This window comes from Thauera phenylacetica B4P, from assembly GCF_000310225.1.
Classification (GTDB): domain Bacteria; phylum Pseudomonadota; class Gammaproteobacteria; order Burkholderiales; family Rhodocyclaceae; genus Thauera; species Thauera phenylacetica.
The window spans coordinates 1-21501 of sequence record NZ_AMXF01000058.1; the positions used below are offsets into that span (position 1 = coordinate 1).

Genomic DNA, 21501 nt, shown 5'->3' on the forward strand with positions numbered 1-21501 from the left:
CGCCGCCTCCGCGGCTGCGCCGGCCGTGGGCCCCGAGCTGGCCGGAGACAGCGTGGAGGCGCTCGCCGACACGCTGGCGCGTGCCGAGCGCAAGGCCTTGCTCGCCGCGCTGCAGGCCTGCGGCGGCAACCGTCGCCTGGCGGCCAGCCGGCTGGGGATCTCGCGCGCCGGCTTCTACGCCAAGCTGCAGCAGCACGGCATCCAGCGCTGAGCCCTGAGCTCGGAGCGTAGTGTCCAGTAATCTGGAAAATCACCTTGGGATTCTTCCAGATTACTGGACATGTCTGTAAACGTGGACATGATTATCGGCGGCGGAACTCCCGGCGCGACAATGACAAAAAACTATAAACAATATCGATACGTCAATGCCTTCAACGCATCGGGCGCTAGGGAGCGCCTCCGATCGGCGCCGCCTGTCCCCCGTGCGCGCTCCTGGCACGTGTCCTGCTAAGTGAGGTACAGCCAGCCGCCGCAGCCGCGGCCGGTCCCGCTAACCAGAACACGATTGGAGGAGAAGCCCCATGGGCACCCTAGGCATCCTGTTGTCCCTCGTACTGCTGATGTACCTTGCCTACCGCGGCATCAGCGTCCTGTTGCTGGCGCCGCTGCTGGCGCTGTTCGCCGTGCTGATGTCGGGCGAGGCGGCGATGCTGCTGCCGACCTACACCCAGGTCTTCATGAAGGCCATGGGCGGCTACGTGATCCAGTTTTTCCCGCTCTTCCTGCTCGGTGCGCTGTTCGGCAAGATGATGGACGACTCGGGCTCGGCGCGCGCGATCGCGCACGCCATCGTCGCCAAGGTCGGGAGCCAGCGCGCAATCCTGGCGATCGTGCTCGCCTGCGGCATCCTGACCTATGGCGGCGTGTCGCTGTTCGTGGTGGCGTTCGCGGTGTATCCGATCGGCGCCGCGCTGTTCCGCGAGGCCGGTATCCCCAAGCGGCTGATTCCCGCCGCCATCGCGCTCGGCTCCTTCACCTTCACGATGACCGCGCTGCCCGGCACGCCGGCGATCCAGAACGCGATCCCCAGCCCCTTCTTCGGCACCGACGCCTTTGCCGCGCCCGGCCTCGGCCTGATCGGCGGCCTGATCATGTTCGGCCTCGGCACCTGGTGGCTGAGCGCCCAGGCGAAGAAGCTGATGGCCCGCGGCGAAGGCTACGGTCACCACAGCGGCGAGCCGGACAGCGAGCCGGCGGATGCGCCGCGTCCGGGCTTCTGGATCGCGCTGCTGCCGATCCTGGTGGTGATCGGCCTCAACTTCCTGATGGCCAAGCAGGTGCTGCCCAACCTCGACACCAGCTACCTCGCCAAGCCGGAGTTCGGCGGCCTGCAGGATGCGCGCTCGCTGATCGGCATCTGGGCGATCATCGTCGCGCTGTCGGTCTCGATCCTGCTCCTGGTGGTGCTGCACTGGACGCGCTGGGCCAACCTGATGAAGACGGTCAACGAGGGCTCGTTCGGTTCGATGCTGCCCATCCTCAACACCGCCACCGAGGTGGGCTACGGCACCGTGATCGCCTCGCTCGCCGGCTTCGTGGTGATCCGCGACCTGGTGCTGGGCATCGCTCCGGGCAATCCGCTCATCTCGGAGGCGGTCGCGGTGAACGTGCTCGCCGGCATCACCGGCTCGGCCTCGGGCGGCATGTCGATCGCGCTCAAGACCCTGGGTGCGGAATATCTCGCCATGGCCACCGCCGCCGGCATCAGCCCCGAGCTGCTGCACCGCATCGCCACCATGGCCTCGGGCTGCATGGACTCCCTGCCGCACAACGGCGCGGTGATCTCGCTGCTGGCCATCTGCCGCCTGACCCATCGCGAGTCCTATGGCTTCATCGCGATGAACACGGTGGTATTCCCGCTTGTCGCGCTGGTGGTGGTGATCACCCTCGGCACGCTGTTCGGCAGCTTCTGACCGTCGCCCACAGGAGATCCGCATGAGTACGACCACCCATCCGATGGCCGCCTCGCTGCGCGCGGCCGACACCGGCAAGATCGTGTCGGCGCGCGAGGCGGTGCGCCTGATCCGCAGCGGCGACACGGTCGCCACCGGCGGCTTTGTCGGCATCGGTTTCCCCGAGAGCATCGCGATCGCGCTCGAGGAGCGCTTCCTCGACGGTGGCGAAGCCGGTGCCGAGGGCCGCGGCGCGCCGCGCGACCTGACGCTCGTGTACGCCGCCGGTCAGGGCGACGGCAAGGACCGCGGCCTCAACCATCTAGGCCACGATGGCCTGGTAGCGCGCGTGATCGGCGGGCACTGGGGCCTGGTGCCCAAGCTGCAGGCGCTCGCGGTGGACAACCGCATCGAGGCCTGGAACCTGCCGCAGGGGGTGATCTCGCACCTGTTCCGCGACATCGCCGCGGGCAAGCCGGGCACGCTGACCCGGGTCGGCCTGGGCACCTTCGTCGACCCGCGCTTCGGCGGCGGCAAGCTCAACGCGCGCACCACCGCGGACCTGGTGCGGCTGATGCCGATCGACGGCGAGGACTACCTGTTCTACAAGGCCTTCCCGATCCACGTCGGCATCATCCGCGGCACCACCGCCGACCCCGACGGCAACGTCACCATGGAGAAGGAGGCGCTGACCCTGGAGGCGCGCGCGATCGCGATGGCGGCGCGCAACTCGGGCGGCATCGTCATCGTGCAGGTCGAGCGCATCGCCGAGCGCGGCTCGCTCAATCCGCGCCAGGTGCAGGTGCCGGGCGTGCTGGTCGACTGCGTGGTGGTGGCCGATCGCCCCGAGCACCACATGCAGACCTACAGCGAGCAGTACAACCCGGCCTTCGCCGGCGAGATCCGCGTGCCGATGTCGGCGGTCGGGGCCATGACGATGAGCGAGCGCAAGATCATCGCGCGCCGCGCGGCGATGGAGCTGAGCCCGGATGCGGTGGTGAACCTGGGCATCGGCATGCCCGAGGGGGTAGCCACCGTGGCCGCGGAGGAGCAGGTGATCGACCTCGTGACGCTTACCGCCGAGCCGGGCGTGATCGGCGGCATCCCCGCCGGCGGGCTGTCCTTCGGCGCGGCGGTCAACACCCAGGCGATCATCGACCAGCCCAGCCAGTTCGATTTCTACGACGGCGGCGGGCTGGACATCGCCTTCCTCGGCCTTGCCCAGGCCGACCGCGAGGGCAACCTCAATGTGTCCAAGTTCGGCCCGCGGCTGGCCGGAGCCGGTGGCTTCATCAACATCTCGCAGAACGCCAAGAGGGTGGTCTTCGTGGGCACCTTCAGCGCGGGCGGGCTGGAGGTCTCGGTGGAGGACGGTCGCCTGCGCATCGTCCGCGAGGGCGAGGCGAGGAAGTTCGTCGACGTGGTCGAACATCGCACGTTCAGCGGCAGCCAGGCAGCGAGGTGGAAGAAGGACGTGCTCTACGTCACCGAGCGCTGCGTCTTCCGCCTGTGCGAGGAAGGGCTGGAGCTGATCGAGATCGCCCCCGGGGTGGACCTGCAGCGCGACATCCTCGATCGCATGGATTTCGTGCCGCTCATGAGGCGTCCGCCTAGGCTGATGGATGCACGCATCTTCGCCGACGCGCCGATGGGCCTGCGGCGCGACCTGCTGGAGCTGCCGCTCGCACGCAGGCTCAGCTATGACGCGCGCCAGGGCGTGCTGTTCATCGACTTCGAGGGGCTCGTGGTGCGCAGCGCGGAGGACATCGCCGAGATCCGCGCCGCGGTCGAGGGCGTCGTAGCGCCGCTCGGGCGCAAGGTCGATGCGGTGGTGAACTACGACCGCTTCTCGATCGTGCCCGAGCTGGTGAACGCCTACGTCGATATGGTGAAGGGCCTGATGGACGCCCACTACCGCACGGTGACGCGCTATACCGGCAACAGCTTCCTGCGCATGAAGCTGGGGGAAGAACTCGAGAAGCGGCGCATCGCACCGCACTTCTACGAGAGTGCGAAGGAGGCGCGGCGCGGCCTCGGCACGGGCTGACTCATTCCCGTGCGGCCCGTGGCGCGCCCTTGGCCTCCAGCCACTGGCGCAGCGCCTCGGCGTTGTTGTGCGTGGTGTCGCGCGCGGCGTGCAGCAGGGTGAGGACGGGGTGCGCGGCGAGCAGGCCGTGCAGCGCGGCGAGCGCCGCTGCGGCTGCGGGCGCGCGCAGCTCGTCGGCGTAGCGGTGGCGGAATTCATCCCAGCGCGCGGGGTCGTGGGCGAACCACTTGCGCAGCTCGTTCGACGGCGCGAGCTCGCGCAGCCAGTGCTCGATGCGCGCGTTCTCGCGCGCGAGTCCGCGCGGCCACAGGCGATCGACCAGCACCCGGCAGCCGTCTTCGACTGCGGGCGGGTCGTACGCGCGGCGCACGCGGACCGTCATGGCCTGGTCAGATCGCCATGCCCTTTTCGTCGAACAGGCCCTCGAAGAGGATCGAGCTCAGGTAGCGCTCGCCCGAGTCGGGCAGGATCACCACGATGGTCTTGCCGGCGTTCTCGGGCTGCTGGGCGATGCGCGCCGCGGCGGCCACCGCCGCGCCGCAGGAGATGCCGGCGAGGATGCCCTCCTCGCGTGCCAGGCGGCGGGCGTAGAGCACGGCGTCCTCGTTCGTCACCTGCTCGACCGCGTCGATCAGCGACAGGTCGAGCACCTTGGGCACGAAGCCGGCGCCCAGGCCCTGGATCTTGTGCGGCGCGGGCGTGAGCGGCTGGCCGGCGAGGGTCTGGCTGATCACCGGGCTGGCCGTGGGCTCGACCGCGATCGACTGGATGTCCTTGCCGCGCACGCGCTTGATGTAGCGCGAGATGCCGGTGATGGTGCCGCCGGTGCCCACGCCCGACACCAGGATGTCGATGCCGCCGTCGGTGTCGTTCCAGATCTCCGGGCCGGTGGTGGTCTCGTGGATCGCCGGGTTGGCGGGGTTCTCGAACTGCTGCAACAGCACGTAGCGGCCGGGGTCGCTGTCGACGATCTCCCTGGCCTTGGCGATGGCGCCGTTCATGCCCTTGGGGCCTTCGGTCAGCACCAGCCTGGCGCCGTAGGCGACCAGCAGCTTGCGGCGCTCCACGCTCATGGTCTCGGGCATGGTCAGGGTCAGCGGGATGCCGCGCGCGGCGCACACGAAGGCGAGCGCGATGCCGGTGTTGCCGCTGGTGGGCTCGACGATCTCCTGGCCCGGGCCGAGGCGGCCATGGGCGATCGCGTCCTTGACCATCGCCGCGCCGATGCGGCACTTGACCGAATAGGCCGGGTTGCGGCCCTCGATCTTGGCCAGCACGGTGGCTTGCGCGCCGTCGAGCACGCGGTTCAGGCGCACGAGCGGGGTGCGGCCGATGGATTCTGCGTTGTCGGGGTACCAGGTGGACATCGGTTCTCTTCTCCTCGTTTGGGTGGGGCTCCGGAAGTATAGGCAAAGCGGGCGGCGCGGTCGCCCCGGATCGTCGGGCATCGGCCCGGACGGCGCTTGACGGCGGCGTGCGCGGGTGCGAGCTTGAAGCCCTTGCACGAGGTCCGGCACGCTGGAGGGGGCGATGAAGGAGAAGGAGCTGCGGCTCGCACTGGTGCTGTTCGGCGGCGTCTCGCTCGCGGTGTACCAGCACGGCATCAACCGCGAACTGCTCAACCTCGCGCGCGCCTCGCGCGCCTACCACCGCGTCGAGGGCCCGGCCGCCAAGCAGGCGCCCGGCCATGCCTACCCGGCGGGCGCGGGGGCCGACGCGTGGACCGCCGAGGTGTATTTCGACCTGCTCAAGCGCCTCGGCCGCACGGTGGACCTGCGCGTGCTGGTGGATGTGATCTCGGGCGCGTCGGCGGGGGCGATCAACGGCATCGCGCTCGCGCGGGCGCTGGCGCATGACCTCAGCCTGGCGCCGGTGACGCGGCTGTGGCTGGAGCGCGCCGACATGCAGCGCCTGATCGCCCCGGAGGCGCGCGCCGGGAGGTGGGACAAGTGGTACTTCCGCCCCCTGCTGCGGCCGCTGCTGGCGTGGGCGCGGCGAGAGGGCATGCTGGAGGCGCAGCCCGACCCCGAGACGCTCGAGCGCGCGCTCGCCTTCGTGCGTTCGCGCTGGTTCAGCCCGCCGCTCGACGGCACCCGGCTGAGCGCGGAGCTGCTCGACGGCCTGCTCGCGATGGAGACCGGCTCCGTGGCGGCCGGCTCGCTGCTGCCCTCGGGCACCTGCCTGTCGCTCGCGGTCACGGTGACCGACTTCCGCGGCATCGAGCGCGCGCTGTTCACCCACGATCCGCCGCTGCTGCGCGAGCGCGAGCACCGCCACCTGCTGCGCTTCGCCTGCGAGCATCGCCGGACCGGCGAGCTCGATAGCGACTTCGGCCTCGACAACGCGCCCTCGCTCGCCTTCGCGGCGCGCGCCTCGGCCTCCTACCCGGGCGCATTCCCGCCCGCCCGGCTGGGCGAGATGGACGCCCTGCTCGCCGCGCGCGGGCTGGCGTGGAGCTCGCGCGAGCGCTTCCTGGCGCGCAACTTCGCGCATTACCGCGCGAGCGGCATGGACCCCGAGGGGGTGGTGCTGCTCGACGGCAGCGTGCTCGACAACAAGCCCATCCTCGCCGCCGTCGGCTACATCCGCGTCCACCGTGCCTTCCGCGAGGTGGACCGGCGCCTGATCTTCATCGATCCGCACGCCGAGGCGCGCACCGGGCAGGGCGCCGGCGGCGAGGGCGGGGAGGGCGAGCCGGGCTGGTTCGAGGTCTTGCGCAGCGCCCTGTCCGACCTGCCGCGTCACCAGCCGATCCACCAGGAGCTCGCCGAGATCAGCCGCTACAACCGCCAGATCCGCCGCCTCAAGGCGATGATCGTGCAGAGCCGGCCCGAGGTCGAGGCGCTCGTCGAGCGCGCCACCGGCGGCGCCCTGTCGGGGTCCTCCACCGCCGCCGAGCTGCGCCACTGGCGGCTGACCTCGACCAACATGCTGGGGGCGATGCCGCTGGTGTACGACCCGTGGTGGCGCGCGCTGGTGCTGGAGGCGCTCGACTTCCTCGCCGGCCTGCTCGGCAGCCTGTGCGGCTGCGCGCGCGAGTCGCCGGGCGCGCGCTGGCTGCAGCAGGTGGTGGAGGCCTGGGCAGCGCACGCCGGCATCCTGCGCGAGCACTACCGCGTCGCCGACGACGTGCGCGAGGATGTCGACATGCCCGCCTTCGCGCGCGTGGTGATCCGCTTCGGCATCGAGTACAAGCGCCGCCGCATCAACTTCGTGCTGCACGAGCTCAACACCCTGTACCACGCCCTGCCGGGCGAGGACCGCTGTACCACCGCTCCGGGGGTGCTCGACGTCGTGAAGACCGGCATCCACGAGTGCCTCGATGCCTTGGCGATCTACGACGACTGCACCTTCGTGGACGCGCCCGCCGCCGCGGCGGTGCGTGCCCTGCTGCAGCCGGTGACCGCCGCCGCGGTGGCGCGGCCCGAGGCGGACGCGTTCGCGTTCGCGGCGCACCATGCGGACGCGCTCGACGCCTTGATCGAGCGCCTCGGCGAAGCCTGCCGGATCGGCGACGCCAACGCGAACATGGACGCGGTGCTGGTCTCCGACGCGGTGCGGGCGATCGAGCCGCACTGCCGCCGCCAGCTGCTCACCGCCTATCTGGGCTATTTCTACTGGGACGTGATCCTGCGTCCCGCGCTGGGGGCGCTCGCGCTCGGCAGCGGACCGCTGGAGGAGGTGCTGATCGACCGCATCAGCCCGCAGGACGCGACCACGCTCGCCGCCGCGGCGGAGGCGCGCCCGGTGCTGGCGGGGACAGCGTTCGCGGGCTTCGGCGGCTTCCTCAGCGCGGCCGCGCGCGAGAACGATTACCTGTGGGGGCGCCTGCATGCGGCCGAGCGCCTGGTCGGCATCGTCGCCAGCGCCGTCGGTGGGCCCGACGCGGCCGACGCGTCCGAGCTGCGCGTCTTCCGCAAGCGTGCCTTCGAGGCCATCCTCGACGAGGAGGCCTCCCGGCTGCGGGCGGTGCCCGAGCTGATCGCGCGCCTGCGCACCGCGATCGCCGCGCTTTGAGGCCGCGAGTTCGCGCGCCAAGGCCGCGCTCGGGGCGCGCCTCGAGCTCGTTCTCGCGGGCAGGCCCGCTCCCGCGGCAGCGGCGACGGGCGCGCGCAGCGCCTTCATGCGATTTCCGGGAATCGCCGGCCTCCACGCGCGTGCGCTTGGTAAGATCGCGCCCCATGCCCTCCCCGATCGCCGCCTCTTCCTCCCCGCCCACCCAGCTCCCCCTCGGACTGCGCGACATCGCCGCGCTCGGTCAGGTGTTCACCCCCGCGCCGGTGGTCCGCGCCATGGTCGCGCTGCGTCGCAACGCGGGCCGCGTGCTCGAGCCCTCGTGCGGCGACGGCGCCTTCCTGCGCCATCTGCCCGATGCGGTCGGCCTCGAGCTCGACCCCGACCACTGCCCGCCGGGCGCGCAGGCGATCGACTTCTTCGCCTACCCCGAGCGCGAGGGCTTCGACACCATCATCGGCAACCCGCCCTACGTGCGCATCCAGGACATCGCCGAGAGCACGCGGGCGCTGATCGAGCGTGGCGCCTACGGGGACGTCCTCGACGGGCGCGCCAACCTCTACCTGTTCTTCATCGCCAAGTGCCTGCGCCACCTGCGCCCGGGCGGCGAGCTGATCTTCATCACCCCGCGCGACTTCCTCAAGGCGACCTCGGCGGTGAAACTCAACCGCCTGCTGGTCGAATCCGGCTCGATCACCGACGCGATCGAACTCGGCGATGCGCGCGTGTTCGACGACGCGGTGCCGAACTGCCTGATCTGGCGCTTCGAGAAGGGGCGCAGCGAGCGCGCGATGCGCTACTGCGCGCTCGGCGTCGGCGACGACCTCGCCGCCGGGCTGGCGGCGCCGGCCTGGGAGGAGCGCCACTTCGTCGAGGCCGGCGGCCACCTGATGTTCGCCCGCGGCGACTACCCGCTGCGCCTGGCCGACGTGGCCTTCGTCAAGGTCGGCGCGGTGTCGGGCGCCGACGAGCTGTTCACCGACGCGGTGCATGGCAACCGCGACTTCGTGTGCTCGTCGACGGTCAGCACCGGCCTCACCCGGCGCATGATCTGGAGCGAGCCGGGCGATCCGCCGCCGGCGGTGCTGGCGCCGCACAAGGCGCGCCTGCTGCAGCGCAAGGTCACCCGCTTCGACGAATCCAACTGGTGGATGTGGGGCCGCCTGCACCACCGCAGCGCGCAGCCGCGAGTGTATGTGAACGGCAAGACACGGGTGGCGAAGCCCTTCTTCGTCCACCCCTGCACCGACTACGACGGCGCGGTGCTGGCGGTCTTCCCGCGCCGCGCCGATGTAGACATCGAGGCCTTCCGCGACGCGCTCAACACGGTCGACTGGGAGGACCTCGGCTTCGTCTGCGACGGCCGCTTCCTGTTCACCCAGCGCAGCCTGGAGCACGCGCCCCTGCCCGCAAGCTTCGAGGCCTTCCTGCCCGGCTGAGAGCGTGAGAGTTTTTCTCCAATCTCGCCTGTTTGTGCTGGGACTGGCATGCTCCGAGACATGAACGAGACCGAACGTCATAACGGATCGCCGGCCAGCCTGTTCGATGAGCTGCCGGCTGTCGAGGAACAACAGGTGATCGCGGCGAAGCAGGCGCGGGCGGCTTCACGCCGGCAAGGCCCGCCGCGGTTGCTGCAGCCCAACCGCGGGCAGATCGAACTGCGCGCCTCGGACCTGGAGTCGCTGCTGGGTGAGGATCACCGGGCTCGGCTGGTGTGGGGCTACGTCGAGCGGCAGGACCTGAGCCGGTTGATCGAATCGATCAAGGCCCGTGGCAGCAACGCCGGACGGTCGGCGATCGACCCGCGGATCCTGTTCGCGCTGTGGCTGTACGCCACGCTCGATGCGGTGGGCAGCGGCCGGGAGATTGCCCGTCTCACGCGCGAGAGCGACGCCTACCGCTGGATCTGCGGTGGCGTGTCGGTGAATTACCACGCGCTCAACGACTTTCGCTCAGGCAACGAGAGCTTGATGGACGAAGTGCTCACGGCCAATGTCGCTGCGCTGGCCTCGGCTGGGGCGATCAGCCTGGAGCGCGTGGCGCAGGACGGCATGCGCGTGCGTGCCGATGCGGGCGCAGCGTCGTTTCGGCGGCAGGCCAGCCTCGAGCAGCACTTGGCCGAGGCCGGCGAGTTGGTCGATGACATCAAGAAACGCGCCGCGGCCGATCCGGCAGCGGCCAGCCGCCGGGCGCAGGCTGCGCGCGAGCGTGCCGCGCAGCAGCGCGAGGAGTGCATCCGCGCCGCGCTGGAGCAACTGCCGCAGGTGCAGGCGGCCAAGCGGCGCAACGGTGAAAAGCCCGAGCAGGCACGAGCCAGCACCACGGATGCCGACGCGCGGGTGATGAAGATGGGCGACGGCGGCTACCGGCCAGCGTTCAACGTACAACTGGCCACAACGTGCGAGGACCAGGTCATCGTCGGGGTGGAGGTGAGCAACACCGGCAGCGACATGGCGCAGATGGCGCCGATGCTCGAGCAGGTCATCGAGCGCACGGGCACCGTACCCGGGCAATGGCTGGTCGATGGGGGCTTTCCCGCGCACGAGCAGATTGAGGCGGTGCATGCGCACACGAAAGGCCAGACCGAGGTCATCGCCCCGGTGCCCGAGCCCAGGCGCAAGGCAGACAAGCGCGACGACGACGCCCGCCCGCCGCCGGACAAGTACCGGCGCAAGGAAGGGGACTCCGAGCCGGTGGCGCAGTGGCGTGCGCGCATGGCCGGCGACGAGATCAAGGACGTGTACAAGCAACGCGCGGCCACGGCCGAGTGCGTCAACGCACTGGCGCGCAACCGCGGACTGCAGCGCATGCCTGTGCGCGGGCTGGGCAAGGTTCGAGCGGTGGCTTACCTGTTCGCGCTGGCGCACAACTTGATGCGTATGGCCAAGATCGCGCCGCAGATGCTCGGTCGAGGTAGCGGTGCGTCCAAAATCGCCGCAGCGCTGGCATAAGAGGTGCCTGAAATGAAAACCCGCCGCCTGAAAACCCCGGATCTGCCCTCACAGACGCTTGGCTGGGCCTCGAACACCCCACAGCACCTGCGCATCGCAGGCCACTGGGTCTCCTCGCATGTCGGTTACTCGGCTTGCGGAAATCAAATGCTTCTCAGGCTCTGAGCCCGCGCGGGAGTTCGGGGCGGGGAGTGTACGGCAGGGCGGCGACCGCCGCGCCGATGCGGCGCGGCGGTGGCGCTTCCGGTCAGCCCAGGCGTGCGAGTACCTCGGGCGCTGCGATCGCCATCACCGTGTTGCCGCTGCCCGAAGACTGCGTGTAGGCGCCGTACTGTCGGGCGGCGAGCGCGCTGCCGTCCGCTCCCATCGCGCGCAGCGCGCCGAGCAGGGTCGCGAGCGGGCGGCCTCCCATCTCGGCGCCGACAAAGCGGGCGTACTCGGGGAAATCCGCGATTGCTTCGTCGATTCGACCGGTCTTCAGGCGCTCGATGAAGCGGGCGTCCGCCTCCTGCCGCTCCGGCGTCGGCCAGTTGCTGCGTCCGCGCACCAGCACGTGGCTGAGCGCGGTGCTGGCGACGAAGACCGCGCGCCGGCCCAGGCGGCGCGCGGTGTCATGCACGGCCGCGCCGGCGCGCAGGCATTCATCGGCGCTCGCCATCAGCACCGAGGGCAGGGTCACCACGGGGACCCGGGCCTGCGGATCCAGGTGGTGCAGGGGTACGTAGGTGCCATAGTCCCAGCTGTAGTGCTCCGACTCGTTGCGCACGGAGGGCACGCCCGCGGCCCCGAGCGCCTCCACCAGCGCGCCGGCGAATTCGGGGTCGCCCGCGTAGTCGTACGGGCTGCCCGGGAGGAGCTGGGGAGCCTCGTCGGCCACGCAGTGCCCGGTGTGGCGGGGCTGGCAGCCGACCGGCCAGTCGAAGGTGGCGACCCAGTGGCTGGACACGATCACCCACAGGTCCGGCTGGAGCGCGCGCAGGGCGTCGCCCAGCGTGTGTTCCGCATCGACCAGGTTCTGCTGGTAGTCGGGCGTGTTCTGCGCCAGCCCCAGCGTGGGTACGTGGGCGGCGATGGCCGCGGCGATGAGTCCGCTCATGGTCGTCGCTCCGCTCAGGCCGGGCGCGCGCCGGCTTCTTCGTCGGCCTCGCGCTTGGCGATGTTGGCGAGGATCTCCGCACCGCGGTTGGCGGCGGACAGGCCGCGGAAAAGGAAGGCGAGGCTGATCACCGCCTGCATCTCCTCCCAGGTGGCGCCGGCGCGACGCGCGGCGATGCCGTGCAGGGGCGCGGCGTCGTTGAGGTCCATCAGGAGCATGCCGAAGAGCATCAGCTGGGCGGTCTTGACGTCGAAGCACTTCGGGTACATCGCGTGGGCGCGGAGTTTCTCCTGCATCTCGAGCAGCGTGGGGTCGAGCGCGCCGGTCACGTTGATCCGCGCCTCGATGCGGGGCGGGACGAAGCCGATGAGGTCCTTGTAGATCGCGAAACGCTCCTCGGCGGTTTGGTCCTGCTCGGCATAGGTGCCGATGCGTTCGCGGACGATGTCGACGTTGACTCGGGGTGGCAGCATGGGAGTTCTCCTCGGTTCAGTGGGCTGGATGGGTCGTCACGGACGGCCGGGGCTGGGTTGGGGGAGGCCGGGGGCTTCGGGCTGCGCCTATGCGCTGCCCTCGAAGGGAAGACCGACGTAGTTTTCCGCGAGCGAGGTCGAGGCGGCCCGCGAACTCACCAGGTAGTCGAGTTGGGCGCGGCGGAAGCGCCGTGTGATCGTATCCTCACCGTCGAAATCGTGCAGCAGGGTGGTCATGAACCAGGAGAACTGCTCGCCACGCCAGACACGCTTGAGGGCGCGCGCGCTGTACGAGTCGAGCGACTGGTGCGAGTTGTCGCGGTAGAAGTCGACGATGGCGCCGCTCAACAGCACGACGTCGCCGGCGGCGAGGTTCAGCCCTTTGGCACCGGTGGGCGGCACGATGTGGGCGGCATCGCCGGCGAGGAACAGCCGACCGTGCTGCATCGTCTCGCAGACGAAGCTGCGCATTGCGATGATGCCCTTCTGGAAGATCCGCCCCTCCTTCAGCCGCCAGCCGTCGCTGCCTTCGGTGCGGGCATGGAATTCGGCCCAGATGCGCTCGTCGGACCAGTTGTCGACGTGGTCGGACGGGTCGCACTGGAAGTACATGCGCTGCACGGTCGGGGTGCGCGTGCTGACCAGCACGAAGCCGCGGTCGCTCTGTGCGTAGATCAGCTCGTCGCTGGAGGGCGGCGCTTCGCACAGGATGCCGAACCAGCCGCAGGGATAGGTCTTGAGATGTTCGACCCGCAAGGCGGCGGGGATGGCCTGGCGCGAAGGACCATGGAAACCGTCGCAGCCGGCGATGAAGTCGCACTCGATCTGCCGCGCCTCGCCGTCGAGGGTGTAGCGGATCGAGGGGCGGGTGCCTTCGATGCCCTGGAGGGCGACGTCGCGCACGCCGAATTCGATGGTCGTCCCGTTGGCCAGCACTGCCGCCACCAGATCCTTGATGACTTCGTGCTGGGGATAGACCATGATCGACTTGCCGCCGGTCAGCTCATGGAGATCGATGCGATGGCGCTTGCCACCGAAGGCGAGTTCGATGCCGTGGTGCTCGAAGCCGACGGCGTGCATGCGCTCGCCCACACCGAGCTCGTCGAGGAGCTGGACGGTCGGGTGCTCGAGCACGCCAGCCTTGATCGTGCCCTCGATCGCCTCGCGCGTTTGCGCCTCGATGATGATCGACCCGATGCCCTGGCGGTGGAGCATGTGGGCCAGCAGCAGGCCCGCGGGGCCTGCGCCGATGATGCCTACCTGTGTCTTCTGCGCCATGATCCTGTCTCCTCGGCGTGGGGGTTTTGTACTTGCTTCGTGTTCGTCCCGGTGTGCCCGGGATCATGGGATGCAGCTTACGGCCAAAGATAAGTTTCGTGAATGCACAAAATAACGAGATTATTGGTGCTTTTCGAAAGCTCGCCGGTTGGATCGCCCATGCTGCGGCGATGCGCCGGGGAACGGGAAGCGGAACCGCCCCATGAATGAAGCACGCATTCCGACCTACAAGCTGTTCGGCGAGACCGAGATCTGGGCAGATCCGGATCCGGTGCATCACGAGACCATCGCGGCGCGCAGTGCCTTGTACGCCTGGGACATTCGGCCCCACAGCCACGACAACCTGTTCCAGGTCCTGTTCGTGGAGAGTGGCCGTGCGGAGATGATCCTGGAGACCGAGCGCGAGAGCCTGCCCGCTCCCTGCGTCGTGAACATGCCGCCGCGATCGGTCCATGGTTTTTCCTTCTCGCCCGGGACGATCGGCCAGATCGTGACCTTGCCGCAGTTCCTCGTGCGCGAGCTGCTCGCGCTGTCGCCCGGCCTGCATCTCGAGTTCGATCGCGTGCGCATCCATCCGCTCGCTGACGACGACGCCTCGCTTGCGCGGATGCGGCAATGGTTCGAGGCCTTCCGCGCCGAGTACGCGGCGCGCCACGAGGGGCGGGTCACCGTGCTGATGGCGATCCTCGCGCAGGTGCTCGTGTGGCTCGCCCGTGCCGGGGGGAGAGTGCAAGGGTACGAGGGACGCGAGCGTTTCGGCGAGCGCCTGGATCGCTTCCACGAATTGATCGACCGCCATTTCCGCGAGCGCCGACCGGTGAGTTTCTACGCCACCGGCCTCGGGATCTCGACCGTCCAGCTCAACAACACGTGCCGGCGCAGGACCGGGCGGAGTGCGCAACAATTGATCCATGATCGGGTGCTGCTGGAGGCGCGTCGTCTTCTTGCATATTCCGATCTCGACGTCGGCCAGATAAGTTGTGCACTCGGCTTCCGGGATCCGTCATACTTCTCCCGCTTCTTCACTCGTGCTCAGGGCTCTGCGCCGACCGATTTCCGGCTGCGTCACGGCGAGGCCCCCGAGGTCGGGTCGAAGTAGCAAGCTTCTGCTAAGCTTCCGTTAAGTATTTGTTGGGAAAGAAAAAACTTATGCACCCGTAAGCGGAATGTAAGTCTCCGCCCATAAGGTGCGCGCAACCGGACGAGCGTCCGGTCCTTTCATCGACGAAGGAGGGAGATATGGAAAACGATATGGCGGCCAAAATCGCCGCTAACCCCAAGTATCAAAAACTGGTGGCCACGCGCTCCAGCTTCGGCTGGATCCTGACCCTGATCATGATGGTCGTGTACTACGGCTACATCGCGATCATCGCCTTCAACAAGGATGTGCTCGCCGCCCGCCTGGGCGAGGGCGTGATGACGGTCGGCATCCCGGTCGGCCTCGGGGTGATCTTCTTCACCATCCTGATCACCGGCTTCTACGTGCGTCGCGCGAACTCCGAGTTCGACCAGCTGACCCGCGAGATCGTCGAGGAGAGCGGCAAATGATCGGTAGCAACGCGAAACTCCTGGGCGGCCTCGCGCTCGCCCTGCTGTCCTCGGTGGCCCTGGCCGCGGGCGGCGACCTCGGCCAGGCCGAGAAGCAGGCCACCAACTGGACGGCCATCATGATGTTCGGCGTGTTCGTCCTCGGCACGCTCTACATCACCAAGTGGGCGGCCTCCAAGACCAAGTCGGCGGCCGACTTCTACACCGCCGGCGGCGGCATCACCGGCTTCCAGAACGGCCTGGCGATCGCCGGCGACTACATGTCGGCGGCCTCCTTCCTCGGGATCTCCGCGGCGGTGATGGCGAGCGGCTACGACGGCCTGATCTACTCGATCGGCTTCCTGGTCGGCTGGCCGGTCATTACCTTCCTGATGGCGGAGCGCCTGCGCAACCTCGGCAAGTTCACCTTCGCCGACGTGGCCGCCTACCGCTTCCAGCAGACCCCGATCCGCGCGTTCGCGGCCTCGGGCACCCTGGTCGTGGTCGCCTTCTACCTGATCGCGCAGATGGTCGGCGCCGGCCAGCTCATCAAGCTGCTGTTCGGCCTCGAGTACTGGATGGCGGTGGTCATCGTCGGCGCGCTGATGATGATCTACGTGCTCTTCGGCGGCATGACCGCGACCACCTGGGTGCAGATCATCAAGGCCTGCCTGCTGCTCGCGGGTGCCAGCTTCATGGCCTTCATGGTGCTGCTGAACTACGGCTTTTCACCCGAGGCGATGTTCGCCGACGCGGTGCGGATCAAGACCGAGGTCGCGACCGCCGGTGGCAAGACGGCTGTAGAGGCTTCCACCATCGGCCAGGCGATCATGGGACCGGGCTCCTTCATCAAGGATCCGATCTCGGCGATCTCCTTCGGCATGGCGCTGATGTTCGGCACCGCCGGCCTGCCGCACGTGCTGATGCGCTTCTTCACCGTGCCGGACGCCAAGGAAGCCCGCAAGTCCGTGTTCTGGGCGACCACCTGGATCGGCTACTTCTACATCCTGACCTTCATCATCGGCTTCGGCGCGATCGTGCTGGTGTCGACCAACCCGGGCTTCCTGGATGCCAAGGGCGGCCTGATCGGCGGCAGCAACATGGCGGCGATCCACCTCGCCAACGCGGTCGGCGGCAACGTCTTCCTCGGCTTCATCTCGGCGGTGGCGTTCGCGACCATCCTCGCGGTGGTGGCCGGCCTGACCCTGTCGGGTGCCTCGGCGGTGTCGCACGACCTCTACTCCACCGTGTTCAAGAAGGGCAACGCCGACTCGGCCGCCGAACTGCGTGTCTCGCGCATCACCACCCTGGTGCTGGGCGTGGTCGCGGTGGTGCTGGGCATCGCCTTCGAGAAGCAGAACATCGCCTTCATGGTGTCGCTGGCCTTCGCGATCGCCGCCTCGGCCAACTTCCCGGTGCTGTTCATGTCGGTGCTGTGGAAGGACTGCACGACCCGCGGCGCGACCATCGGCGGCTTCCTCGGCCTGATCACCGCGGTCGTGCTGACCATCGTGTCGCCCTCGGTGTGGGAAGCCACGCTGGGCAACCCGAAGGGTTCGGCGCTGTTCCCGTACGCTTCTCCGGCCCTGTTCTCGATGGCCGCGGGCTTCATCGGCATCTGGCTGTTCTCGATCCTCGACAACAGCGCGCGTGCCAAGGAAGACCGTGCCGGCTACATGGCGCAGAAGGTGCGTTCCGAGACCGGCATCGGCGCGGCCTCGGCCTCGTCGCACTAAGCAGCAGAGCGGCCCGCCGGCTCCCGCGAGGGGGTGGGCGGGCAGTACAAGAAACCGCGGGGCGGTGGGCGCAGGCTCACCGCCCCGCGGTCTTTCCGTCGTGGCCGTCGAGCGGCAGCAGCACGCGCACGCGGGTGCCGCGCGCCTGGGGGCCGTCCTCGATCGCGATGCTGCCGCCGTGGCCGCGCACGATCTCGCGCGCGATCGACAGGCCCAGGCCGCTGCCGCTGGCGCGGGTGCCGGCGTGGCGGTAGAAGCGCTCGAAGACCTGCTCGCGCACCTCGCGCGGGACGCCGGGCCCGTCGTCGTCGACCTCGATGCACACCTGGCCCTCTTCGCGCGCGCAGCGCAGCGAGACCTTGCCGCCGTCGTTGCAGTACTTGAGGGCGTTGTCCATCAGGTTGGCGATCAGCTCCTGCAGCAAGGTGGGGTCGCCCATCATGCGCACCGGCTCGCGCTCGACGCCGAGATCGATTCCACGTTCGTCGGCACGTTCGATCCAGTCCTCGACCAGGGGGTCGATCAGCGCGGCGAGCTCCACTTCCGACGCATCCGCGACCAGGCGGCCACCGGCTTCGGCGCGGGCGAGCGCGAGCAGCTGGTTGGCGAGCCGGATCACCCGCGCCACCGAGACGCGCAGGCGGTGGCGCGCGGCCTCGTCGAGCGGGCGCGACTCGAGCAGCTCGAGCTGCATCTGCAGGCCGGCGAGCGGGGTGCGCAGCTGGTGGGCGGCGTCCTGCAGGAACTCGCGCTGGCGGGCGCTGGCGTTGCGCTGGCGCTCGAGCAGGCCGTTGAGCGCACCGACCACCTCGCGCACCTCGTCGGGGACGCCCTTGGGGTCGATCGGCGACAGGTCGGCGCCCGAGCGTCGGCGCAGCGAGGCCTCCAGGCGCTCGAGCGGGGCCAGGCCGCTGGGGATGCCCAGGCCGGCGGCGATGCCGGCGGCGAGCAGCAGCAGGGCGCCGGCGGAGACGAAGCCGAGCAGCAGGCGGTCCATCGCCGCCTCGCGCTTGACCAGGGTCTCGGCGACGGTGACGTAGTAGCCGCCGGCGGGCAGCTCGGTGTAGAGGCGCAAGGCGCGGATGGGCTCGCCCGCGTGCACGAGGTCGCGGAACATCGGTCGCATCGAGGGCGCGCGCGGCGGCGGTGGCGTCTCGCGGCCGACCGGGGAGTAGGGCACCGGCAAGGCGGACGCGGCATCGCTGTCGTCGAGCAGCGGCAGCGCCGCGTCGCCGCCGAGCAGGCGTCCGCCGAGGTCGCGTACGCGGAAGTAGATGCGGTCCTGGGTGTCGCTGCGCAGCACCGTCTCGACCTCGGACGACAGGCTCAGGCTGAGTCCGTCGGCTTGCGGGTGCACATGCGTGGCGATCGCGTGGGCGAGGTTGAGCAGGTTGTGGTCGTAGGCGTCGGTGACCATGCCCTTGGCGGTGCCGTAGGCGACGGCGCCGGCGATCGCGAGCAGCAGGCCGGTGGGCGCGGCGAGGCTGCTGAGGAGCTTACGCCGGAGGCTGGTCGGCACCTTCGCGGCGCTCCTTGCTGCGTTCGAGCCGGTAGCCGAAGCCGCGCACGGTGCGGATCAGCAGCCCGGCCGCCTCCACGCGCGGGCGCAGGCGCGAGATGCACACCTCGAGCGCGTTGCCGCTGCCGTCGCCCTGCAGGCTCTCGCGCGTCACCGTGCGGCCGTCGGCGCGCACCAGCGCCTCCAGCACCTCCCACTCGCGTCCGCTCAAGGCCATCGGCGCGCCGTCGAGCTCGGCGAGGCGGCCGTCGAGGTCGAGGACCAGCGCGCCGAAGGCCAGGCGCGCGCCGGCGCTGCCGCCACGCCGCTGCACCGCGCGCATGCGCGCGCTCAGCTCGGCGAGCTCGAAGGGCTTCACCAGATAGTCGTCGGCGCCGAGGTCGAGCCCGTAGATGCGGTCGTCGAGCGCGTCGCGCGCGGTGATCACGATCACCGGCATGCGCTGCCCGCGCTTGCGGATGCGGCGCACCAGCTCGTAGCCGCTGAGGCCGGGCAGGCCCACGTCGAGCAGGACGAAGTCGTAGCCGTTATCCTGTAGCAGGCGGTCGGCGCGCATGCCGTCGTCCTCCACATCGACCTCGTCGCCCTGGCCGCGCAGGAACTCGGCGATGCCCTCCGCGAGCGCGGGGTCGTCCTCGACCAGCAAAAGTCTCATCTGTCTTCCTCCATGGCGGACCCTGCGGGCGGACCTCCTGTCCGCCACGGCGCCGAACGCGAGCGGCGGGTCCTGCGGCTCGAATCGTATCCCGGCGCGGGCACGCTTGCATCGTCGCGCGCGCTGCGGCGTATGATCGGGCTGTCGATCGCCCTCTGCCGGGCCCGCGCCCGGCCTGCCGCCATGTCGGACATGCTGCCGCTCGATGCCGAACAGATCGAAGCCTTCCTGATCGCGACCGGAATCGGCCTGCTGATCGGACTGGAGCGCGAGCGCGTGCCCTCGGCACGCGCGGGCCTGCGCACCTTCGGCCTGGTCGGCATGCTCGGCGCGCTGGTGGCCATGCTCGGCGAACAGCTCGGCAGCCCGGCGCCCTTCGTCGCCGGTCTGGTGCTGGTGGGCCTCACCATCGTCGCCGCGTATCTGCGCCACCCCGATCCGTCCGATCCCGGCACCACCTCGGTGGCGGCGCTGGTGCTGTGCTACTGCCTGGGGGCGGCGAGCTGGCTGGGGCACGCGCGGCTCGCGGTCATGCTCGCCGTGGCCACCACCGTGCTGCTCTACTTCAAGGCCCAGCTGCGCGGCATGGCGACGCGGCTGGGGCAACGCGACTGGATCTCCATCCTGCAGTTCGGCGTGCTCTCGCTGGTCATCCTGCCGATGCTGCCGGATGAGGAGATGGGGCCTTACGGTGCGCTCAACCCGCGCCAGATCTGGTGGATGGTGGTGCTGATCGCCGGGGTCGGGCTTGCCGGCTACACCGCGCTGCAGGTCGCCGGGGTGCGCTACGGGGCGGCCTTCGTCGGCGTCTTCGGCGGCCTTGCCTCGAGCACCGCGACCACGCTGCTGTATGCCCGCCAGGCGCGCGCGCTGCCCGCGGCGGGCGCGATGGCCGCGCTCGTGATCGTGATCGCCAACTTGGTGATGGTGCTGCGGGTGGGGGCGATCGCCGCCGTGGTCGCGCCCGGGGTCGCTGCGACCTTGCTGCGCGTGATCGTGCCGGCGCTGGTGCTCGGTGCCCTCGGCGCGCTGTGGTTGTGGCGCCAGCTCGCGGAGCGTGCCGAGGCGCTGTTGCCGACCACCGGCAACCCGACCGAGCTCAAGACCGCGCTCGGCTTCGGCGCGGCCTACGCGCTGGTGCTGCTGGCCGCCGCGTGGCTGTCGGACTTCGCCGGCAACCGCGGGCTCTACGTGCTCGCCTTCGTGTCCGGTCTCACCGACGTCGATGCGATCACCCTGTCCAGCCTGCGCCTGTACGCGCTCGAACGTCTGGAGCTGGTCGCCACGGTCACCGCGGTCGGCATCGCCATGCTCGCCAACCTCGCCTTCAAGCTCGGCCTCGCCGCGGTGATCGGCGGCCGCGCCCTCGCGCTGCGCGCCGCCGCCGGCATGGCGAACGTCGCGCTCGGCCTGCTCGCCGGCCTGGCCTGGGTGGGACTCGGCTAGCCCGCGTGGGATTCTCGCCCCTGACGCCTCACGCCTCACGCCTCACGCCTCACGCCTCACGCCTCACGCCCTAACGCCCTAACGCCCCGAACAATGCCCCCCCGAGGCCGCCTGGCCGCTGCCGAGCGCGATCGGCGGCGGCTCCACGCGGATGTTGCTGCTGCCCGCGGTGTCGAGCACCAGCAGGCCGAGGGCGATCAGCCAGAAGGCCGCGAAGCCGGTACGGAAGAGTCTTTCCTTGTCCATGTCTTCCTCCTCACGCACCGACGCGGCGGCGGATGCGCACGCCGACGATGGAGCCGGCAAAGGCGAGCGCGAACCACACCCAGCCGTGCAGGCTGGCCGAGGCGATGCCGCCCAGGTAGGCGCCGACGTTGCAGCCGAAGGCCATGCGCGCGCTGTAGCCCATCACCAGCCCGGCCACCGCGGCGGCGGCGAGCCGGCGCCCCGAGGGCGCGGTGAACTTCGGCGCGCCGTTCCAGCGCGAGGCGGCGATCGCGCCATAGATCAGGCCGATGTTGGTCACCGAGGTGACGTCGGCGAGGATGGGCTCGACCAGGCGCTGCGCGTGCGGTGCCACGCCCCAGAAGGCGTCGCCCGAGAGGTCCCAGCCGAGCGCGGAGACCGCCTTCGCGCCCCACACGCCCATGCCGTACACGATGCCCCAGGGCTGGCCGGCGACGACCAGGTGGACCAGGTAGAGCACGGCCAGCAGCAGTGCCCCCAGCCACCAGCGCATGGCCCAGCGCGACCGCGTGGGCCTCGCGGCGGCGACGAAGCTCGCCGTGCCGGTGCGCACCAGCTGCTCGGCGACGGCCTGCGGCGAGGGCGGTGCGTCGCCGCGGGCGTTGCGTGCGGCGCGCCCGG

At 70.0% G+C, this 21501-nt stretch carries 19 protein-coding genes; 10 read left to right on the plus strand and 9 right to left on the minus strand.

Annotation, left to right across the window (positions count from 1 at the left end; all coding sequences use genetic code 11):
• The 3 genes from C667_RS09680 to C667_RS09690 all read left to right on the plus strand — a co-directional run.
• Positions 1-211: helix-turn-helix domain-containing protein (locus tag C667_RS09680; protein WP_004361842.1), on the plus strand; the 211-nt coding region annotated here is incomplete at its 5' end.
• Between the two features lie 310 nt (positions 212-521).
• On the plus strand, positions 522-1913 hold the full coding sequence (locus C667_RS09685) for a GntP family permease (protein ID WP_004361843.1): 1392 nt from the start codon (positions 522-524) through the stop codon (positions 1911-1913).
• A 22-nt stretch (positions 1914-1935) separates the two neighbouring features.
• On the plus strand, positions 1936-3939 hold the full coding sequence (locus C667_RS09690; RefSeq protein ID WP_004361844.1) for an acyl CoA:acetate/3-ketoacid CoA transferase: 2004 nt from the start codon (positions 1936-1938) through the stop codon (positions 3937-3939).
• Between the two features lies 1 nt (position 3940).
• On the opposite strand, the gene C667_RS09695 is transcribed toward C667_RS09690, so the two are convergent.
• Both C667_RS09695 and cysK read right to left on the minus strand, forming a co-directional pair.
• A complete protein-coding gene (locus C667_RS09695; RefSeq protein WP_004361845.1) occupies positions 3941-4321 on the minus strand; it encodes a DUF488 domain-containing protein in 381 nt (126 codons plus the stop codon).
• Between the two features lie 7 nt (positions 4322-4328).
• Positions 4329-5306 carry a cysteine synthase A gene (gene cysK / locus C667_RS09700; protein ID WP_004361846.1) on the minus strand — a complete coding sequence of 326 codons (978 nt, stop codon included), beginning with the start codon at positions 5304-5306 and terminating at the stop codon, positions 4329-4331.
• A gap of 163 nt (positions 5307-5469) precedes the next feature.
• Here cysK and C667_RS09705 point away from each other — a divergent pair, with 163 nt between their 5' ends.
• The 3 genes from C667_RS09705 (at position 5470) to C667_RS09715 (ending at position 10904) form a co-directional block, all read left to right on the plus strand.
• Complete coding sequence (locus C667_RS09705) at positions 5470-7956, plus strand: patatin-like protein (RefSeq protein WP_004361849.1); 2487 nt, start codon at positions 5470-5472, stop codon at positions 7954-7956.
• A 164-nt stretch (positions 7957-8120) separates the two neighbouring features.
• Entirely contained in the window at positions 8121-9392 is a 1272-nt protein-coding gene (locus C667_RS09710; RefSeq protein ID WP_004361851.1) for an Eco57I restriction-modification methylase domain-containing protein, read from the plus strand.
• 60 nt (positions 9393-9452) lie between these two features.
• Positions 9453-10904 (plus strand): IS1182-like element ISThph1 family transposase, encoded by a 1452-nt coding sequence (locus tag C667_RS09715; RefSeq protein WP_004361853.1) that lies wholly within the window; start codon positions 9453-9455, stop codon positions 10902-10904.
• Positions 10905-11151: 247 nt separating this feature from the next.
• Here C667_RS09715 and C667_RS09720 read toward each other — a convergent pair whose 3' ends face one another.
• The 3 genes from C667_RS09720 to C667_RS09730 all read right to left on the minus strand — a co-directional run bounded on the left by C667_RS09720 (position 11152) and on the right by C667_RS09730 (position 13751).
• Positions 11152-12000, minus strand: coding sequence for a DODA-type extradiol aromatic ring-opening family dioxygenase (locus C667_RS09720; RefSeq protein WP_004361856.1), 849 nt, complete (start codon positions 11998-12000; stop codon positions 11152-11154).
• Positions 12001-12014: 14 nt separating this feature from the next.
• A complete protein-coding gene (locus tag C667_RS09725) occupies positions 12015-12473 on the minus strand; it encodes a carboxymuconolactone decarboxylase family protein (protein WP_004361857.1) in 459 nt (152 codons plus the stop codon).
• Positions 12474-12560: 87 nt separating this feature from the next.
• Positions 12561-13751: a 4-hydroxybenzoate 3-monooxygenase gene (locus C667_RS09730; protein WP_004361860.1), complete on the minus strand. Its 1191-nt coding sequence runs from the start codon at positions 13749-13751 to the stop codon at positions 12561-12563.
• A gap of 202 nt (positions 13752-13953) precedes the next feature.
• Between C667_RS09730 and C667_RS09735 the strand changes: the two genes are divergently transcribed.
• From C667_RS09735 to C667_RS09745, 3 genes are all read left to right on the plus strand, one after another.
• On the plus strand, positions 13954-14850 hold the full coding sequence (locus tag C667_RS09735; RefSeq protein WP_004361862.1) for a helix-turn-helix domain-containing protein: 897 nt from the start codon (positions 13954-13956) through the stop codon (positions 14848-14850).
• A 140-nt stretch (positions 14851-14990) separates the two neighbouring features.
• Positions 14991-15299 carry a DUF485 domain-containing protein gene (locus C667_RS09740; RefSeq protein WP_004361865.1) on the plus strand — a complete coding sequence of 103 codons (309 nt, stop codon included), beginning with the start codon at positions 14991-14993 and terminating at the stop codon, positions 15297-15299.
• Entirely contained in the window at positions 15296-17014 is a 1719-nt protein-coding gene (locus C667_RS09745; protein WP_004361867.1) for a cation acetate symporter, read from the plus strand. Before C667_RS09740 ends, C667_RS09745 begins: the two co-directional genes overlap by 4 nt.
• A gap of 76 nt (positions 17015-17090) precedes the next feature.
• Here the strand turns inward: C667_RS09745 and C667_RS09750 are convergent, their stop codons facing one another.
• Both C667_RS09750 and C667_RS09755 read right to left on the minus strand, forming a co-directional pair.
• Positions 17091-18533 carry a sensor histidine kinase gene (locus C667_RS09750; protein WP_004361869.1) on the minus strand — a complete coding sequence of 481 codons (1443 nt, stop codon included), beginning with the start codon at positions 18531-18533 and terminating at the stop codon, positions 17091-17093.
• Positions 18511-19188 (minus strand): response regulator transcription factor, encoded by a 678-nt coding sequence (locus tag C667_RS09755; RefSeq protein WP_039921177.1) that lies wholly within the window; start codon positions 19186-19188, stop codon positions 18511-18513. Before C667_RS09755 ends, C667_RS09750 begins: the two co-directional genes overlap by 23 nt.
• A gap of 183 nt (positions 19189-19371) precedes the next feature.
• Here C667_RS09755 and C667_RS09760 point away from each other — a divergent pair, with 183 nt between their 5' ends.
• Positions 19372-20634, plus strand: coding sequence for an MgtC/SapB family protein (locus C667_RS09760; protein ID WP_211207688.1), 1263 nt, complete (start codon positions 19372-19374; stop codon positions 20632-20634).
• Between the two features lie 78 nt (positions 20635-20712).
• Here C667_RS09760 and C667_RS26020 read toward each other — a convergent pair whose 3' ends face one another.
• Positions 20713-20880 (minus strand): hypothetical protein, encoded by a 168-nt coding sequence (locus C667_RS26020; protein ID WP_004361873.1) that lies wholly within the window; start codon positions 20878-20880, stop codon positions 20713-20715.
• Between the two features lie 10 nt (positions 20881-20890).
• A partial coding sequence (locus C667_RS09765; RefSeq protein ID WP_004361874.1) for a YeeE/YedE thiosulfate transporter family protein occupies positions 20891-21501 on the minus strand: 611 nt, incomplete at its 5' end.

Bases quoted from the DNA above. Each gene is read 5' to 3' on its own strand.
- C667_RS09755 (WP_039921177.1), bottom strand. From the start codon at position 19,188: ATGAGACTTTTGCTGGTCGAGGACGACCCCGCGCTCGCGGAGGGCATC.
- C667_RS09685 (WP_004361843.1), top strand. From the start codon at position 522: ATGGGCACCCTAGGCATCCTGTTGTCCCTCGTACTGCTGATGTACCTT.
- C667_RS09720 (WP_004361856.1), bottom strand. From the start codon at position 12,000: ATGAGCGGACTCATCGCCGCGGCCATCGCCGCCCACGTACCCACGCTG.
- C667_RS09690 (WP_004361844.1), top strand. From the start codon at position 1,936: ATGAGTACGACCACCCATCCGATGGCCGCCTCGCTGCGCGCGGCCGAC.
- C667_RS09715 (WP_004361853.1), top strand. From the start codon at position 9,453: ATGAACGAGACCGAACGTCATAACGGATCGCCGGCCAGCCTGTTCGAT.
- C667_RS09760 (WP_211207688.1), top strand. From the start codon at position 19,372: ATGTCGGACATGCTGCCGCTCGATGCCGAACAGATCGAAGCCTTCCTG.
- C667_RS09695 (WP_004361845.1), bottom strand. From the start codon at position 4,321: ATGACGGTCCGCGTGCGCCGCGCGTACGACCCGCCCGCAGTCGAAGAC.
- C667_RS09730 (WP_004361860.1), bottom strand. From the start codon at position 13,751: ATGGCGCAGAAGACACAGGTAGGCATCATCGGCGCAGGCCCCGCGGGC.
- C667_RS09740 (WP_004361865.1), top strand. From the start codon at position 14,991: ATGGAAAACGATATGGCGGCCAAAATCGCCGCTAACCCCAAGTATCAA.
- cysK (WP_004361846.1), bottom strand. From the start codon at position 5,306: ATGTCCACCTGGTACCCCGACAACGCAGAATCCATCGGCCGCACCCCG.
- C667_RS26020 (WP_004361873.1), bottom strand. From the start codon at position 20,880: ATGGACAAGGAAAGACTCTTCCGTACCGGCTTCGCGGCCTTCTGGCTG.
- C667_RS09745 (WP_004361867.1), top strand. From the start codon at position 15,296: ATGATCGGTAGCAACGCGAAACTCCTGGGCGGCCTCGCGCTCGCCCTG.
- C667_RS09710 (WP_004361851.1), top strand. From the start codon at position 8,121: ATGCCCTCCCCGATCGCCGCCTCTTCCTCCCCGCCCACCCAGCTCCCC.
- C667_RS09705 (WP_004361849.1), top strand. From the start codon at position 5,470: ATGAAGGAGAAGGAGCTGCGGCTCGCACTGGTGCTGTTCGGCGGCGTC.
- C667_RS09725 (WP_004361857.1), bottom strand. From the start codon at position 12,473: ATGCTGCCACCCCGAGTCAACGTCGACATCGTCCGCGAACGCATCGGC.
- C667_RS09735 (WP_004361862.1), top strand. From the start codon at position 13,954: ATGAATGAAGCACGCATTCCGACCTACAAGCTGTTCGGCGAGACCGAG.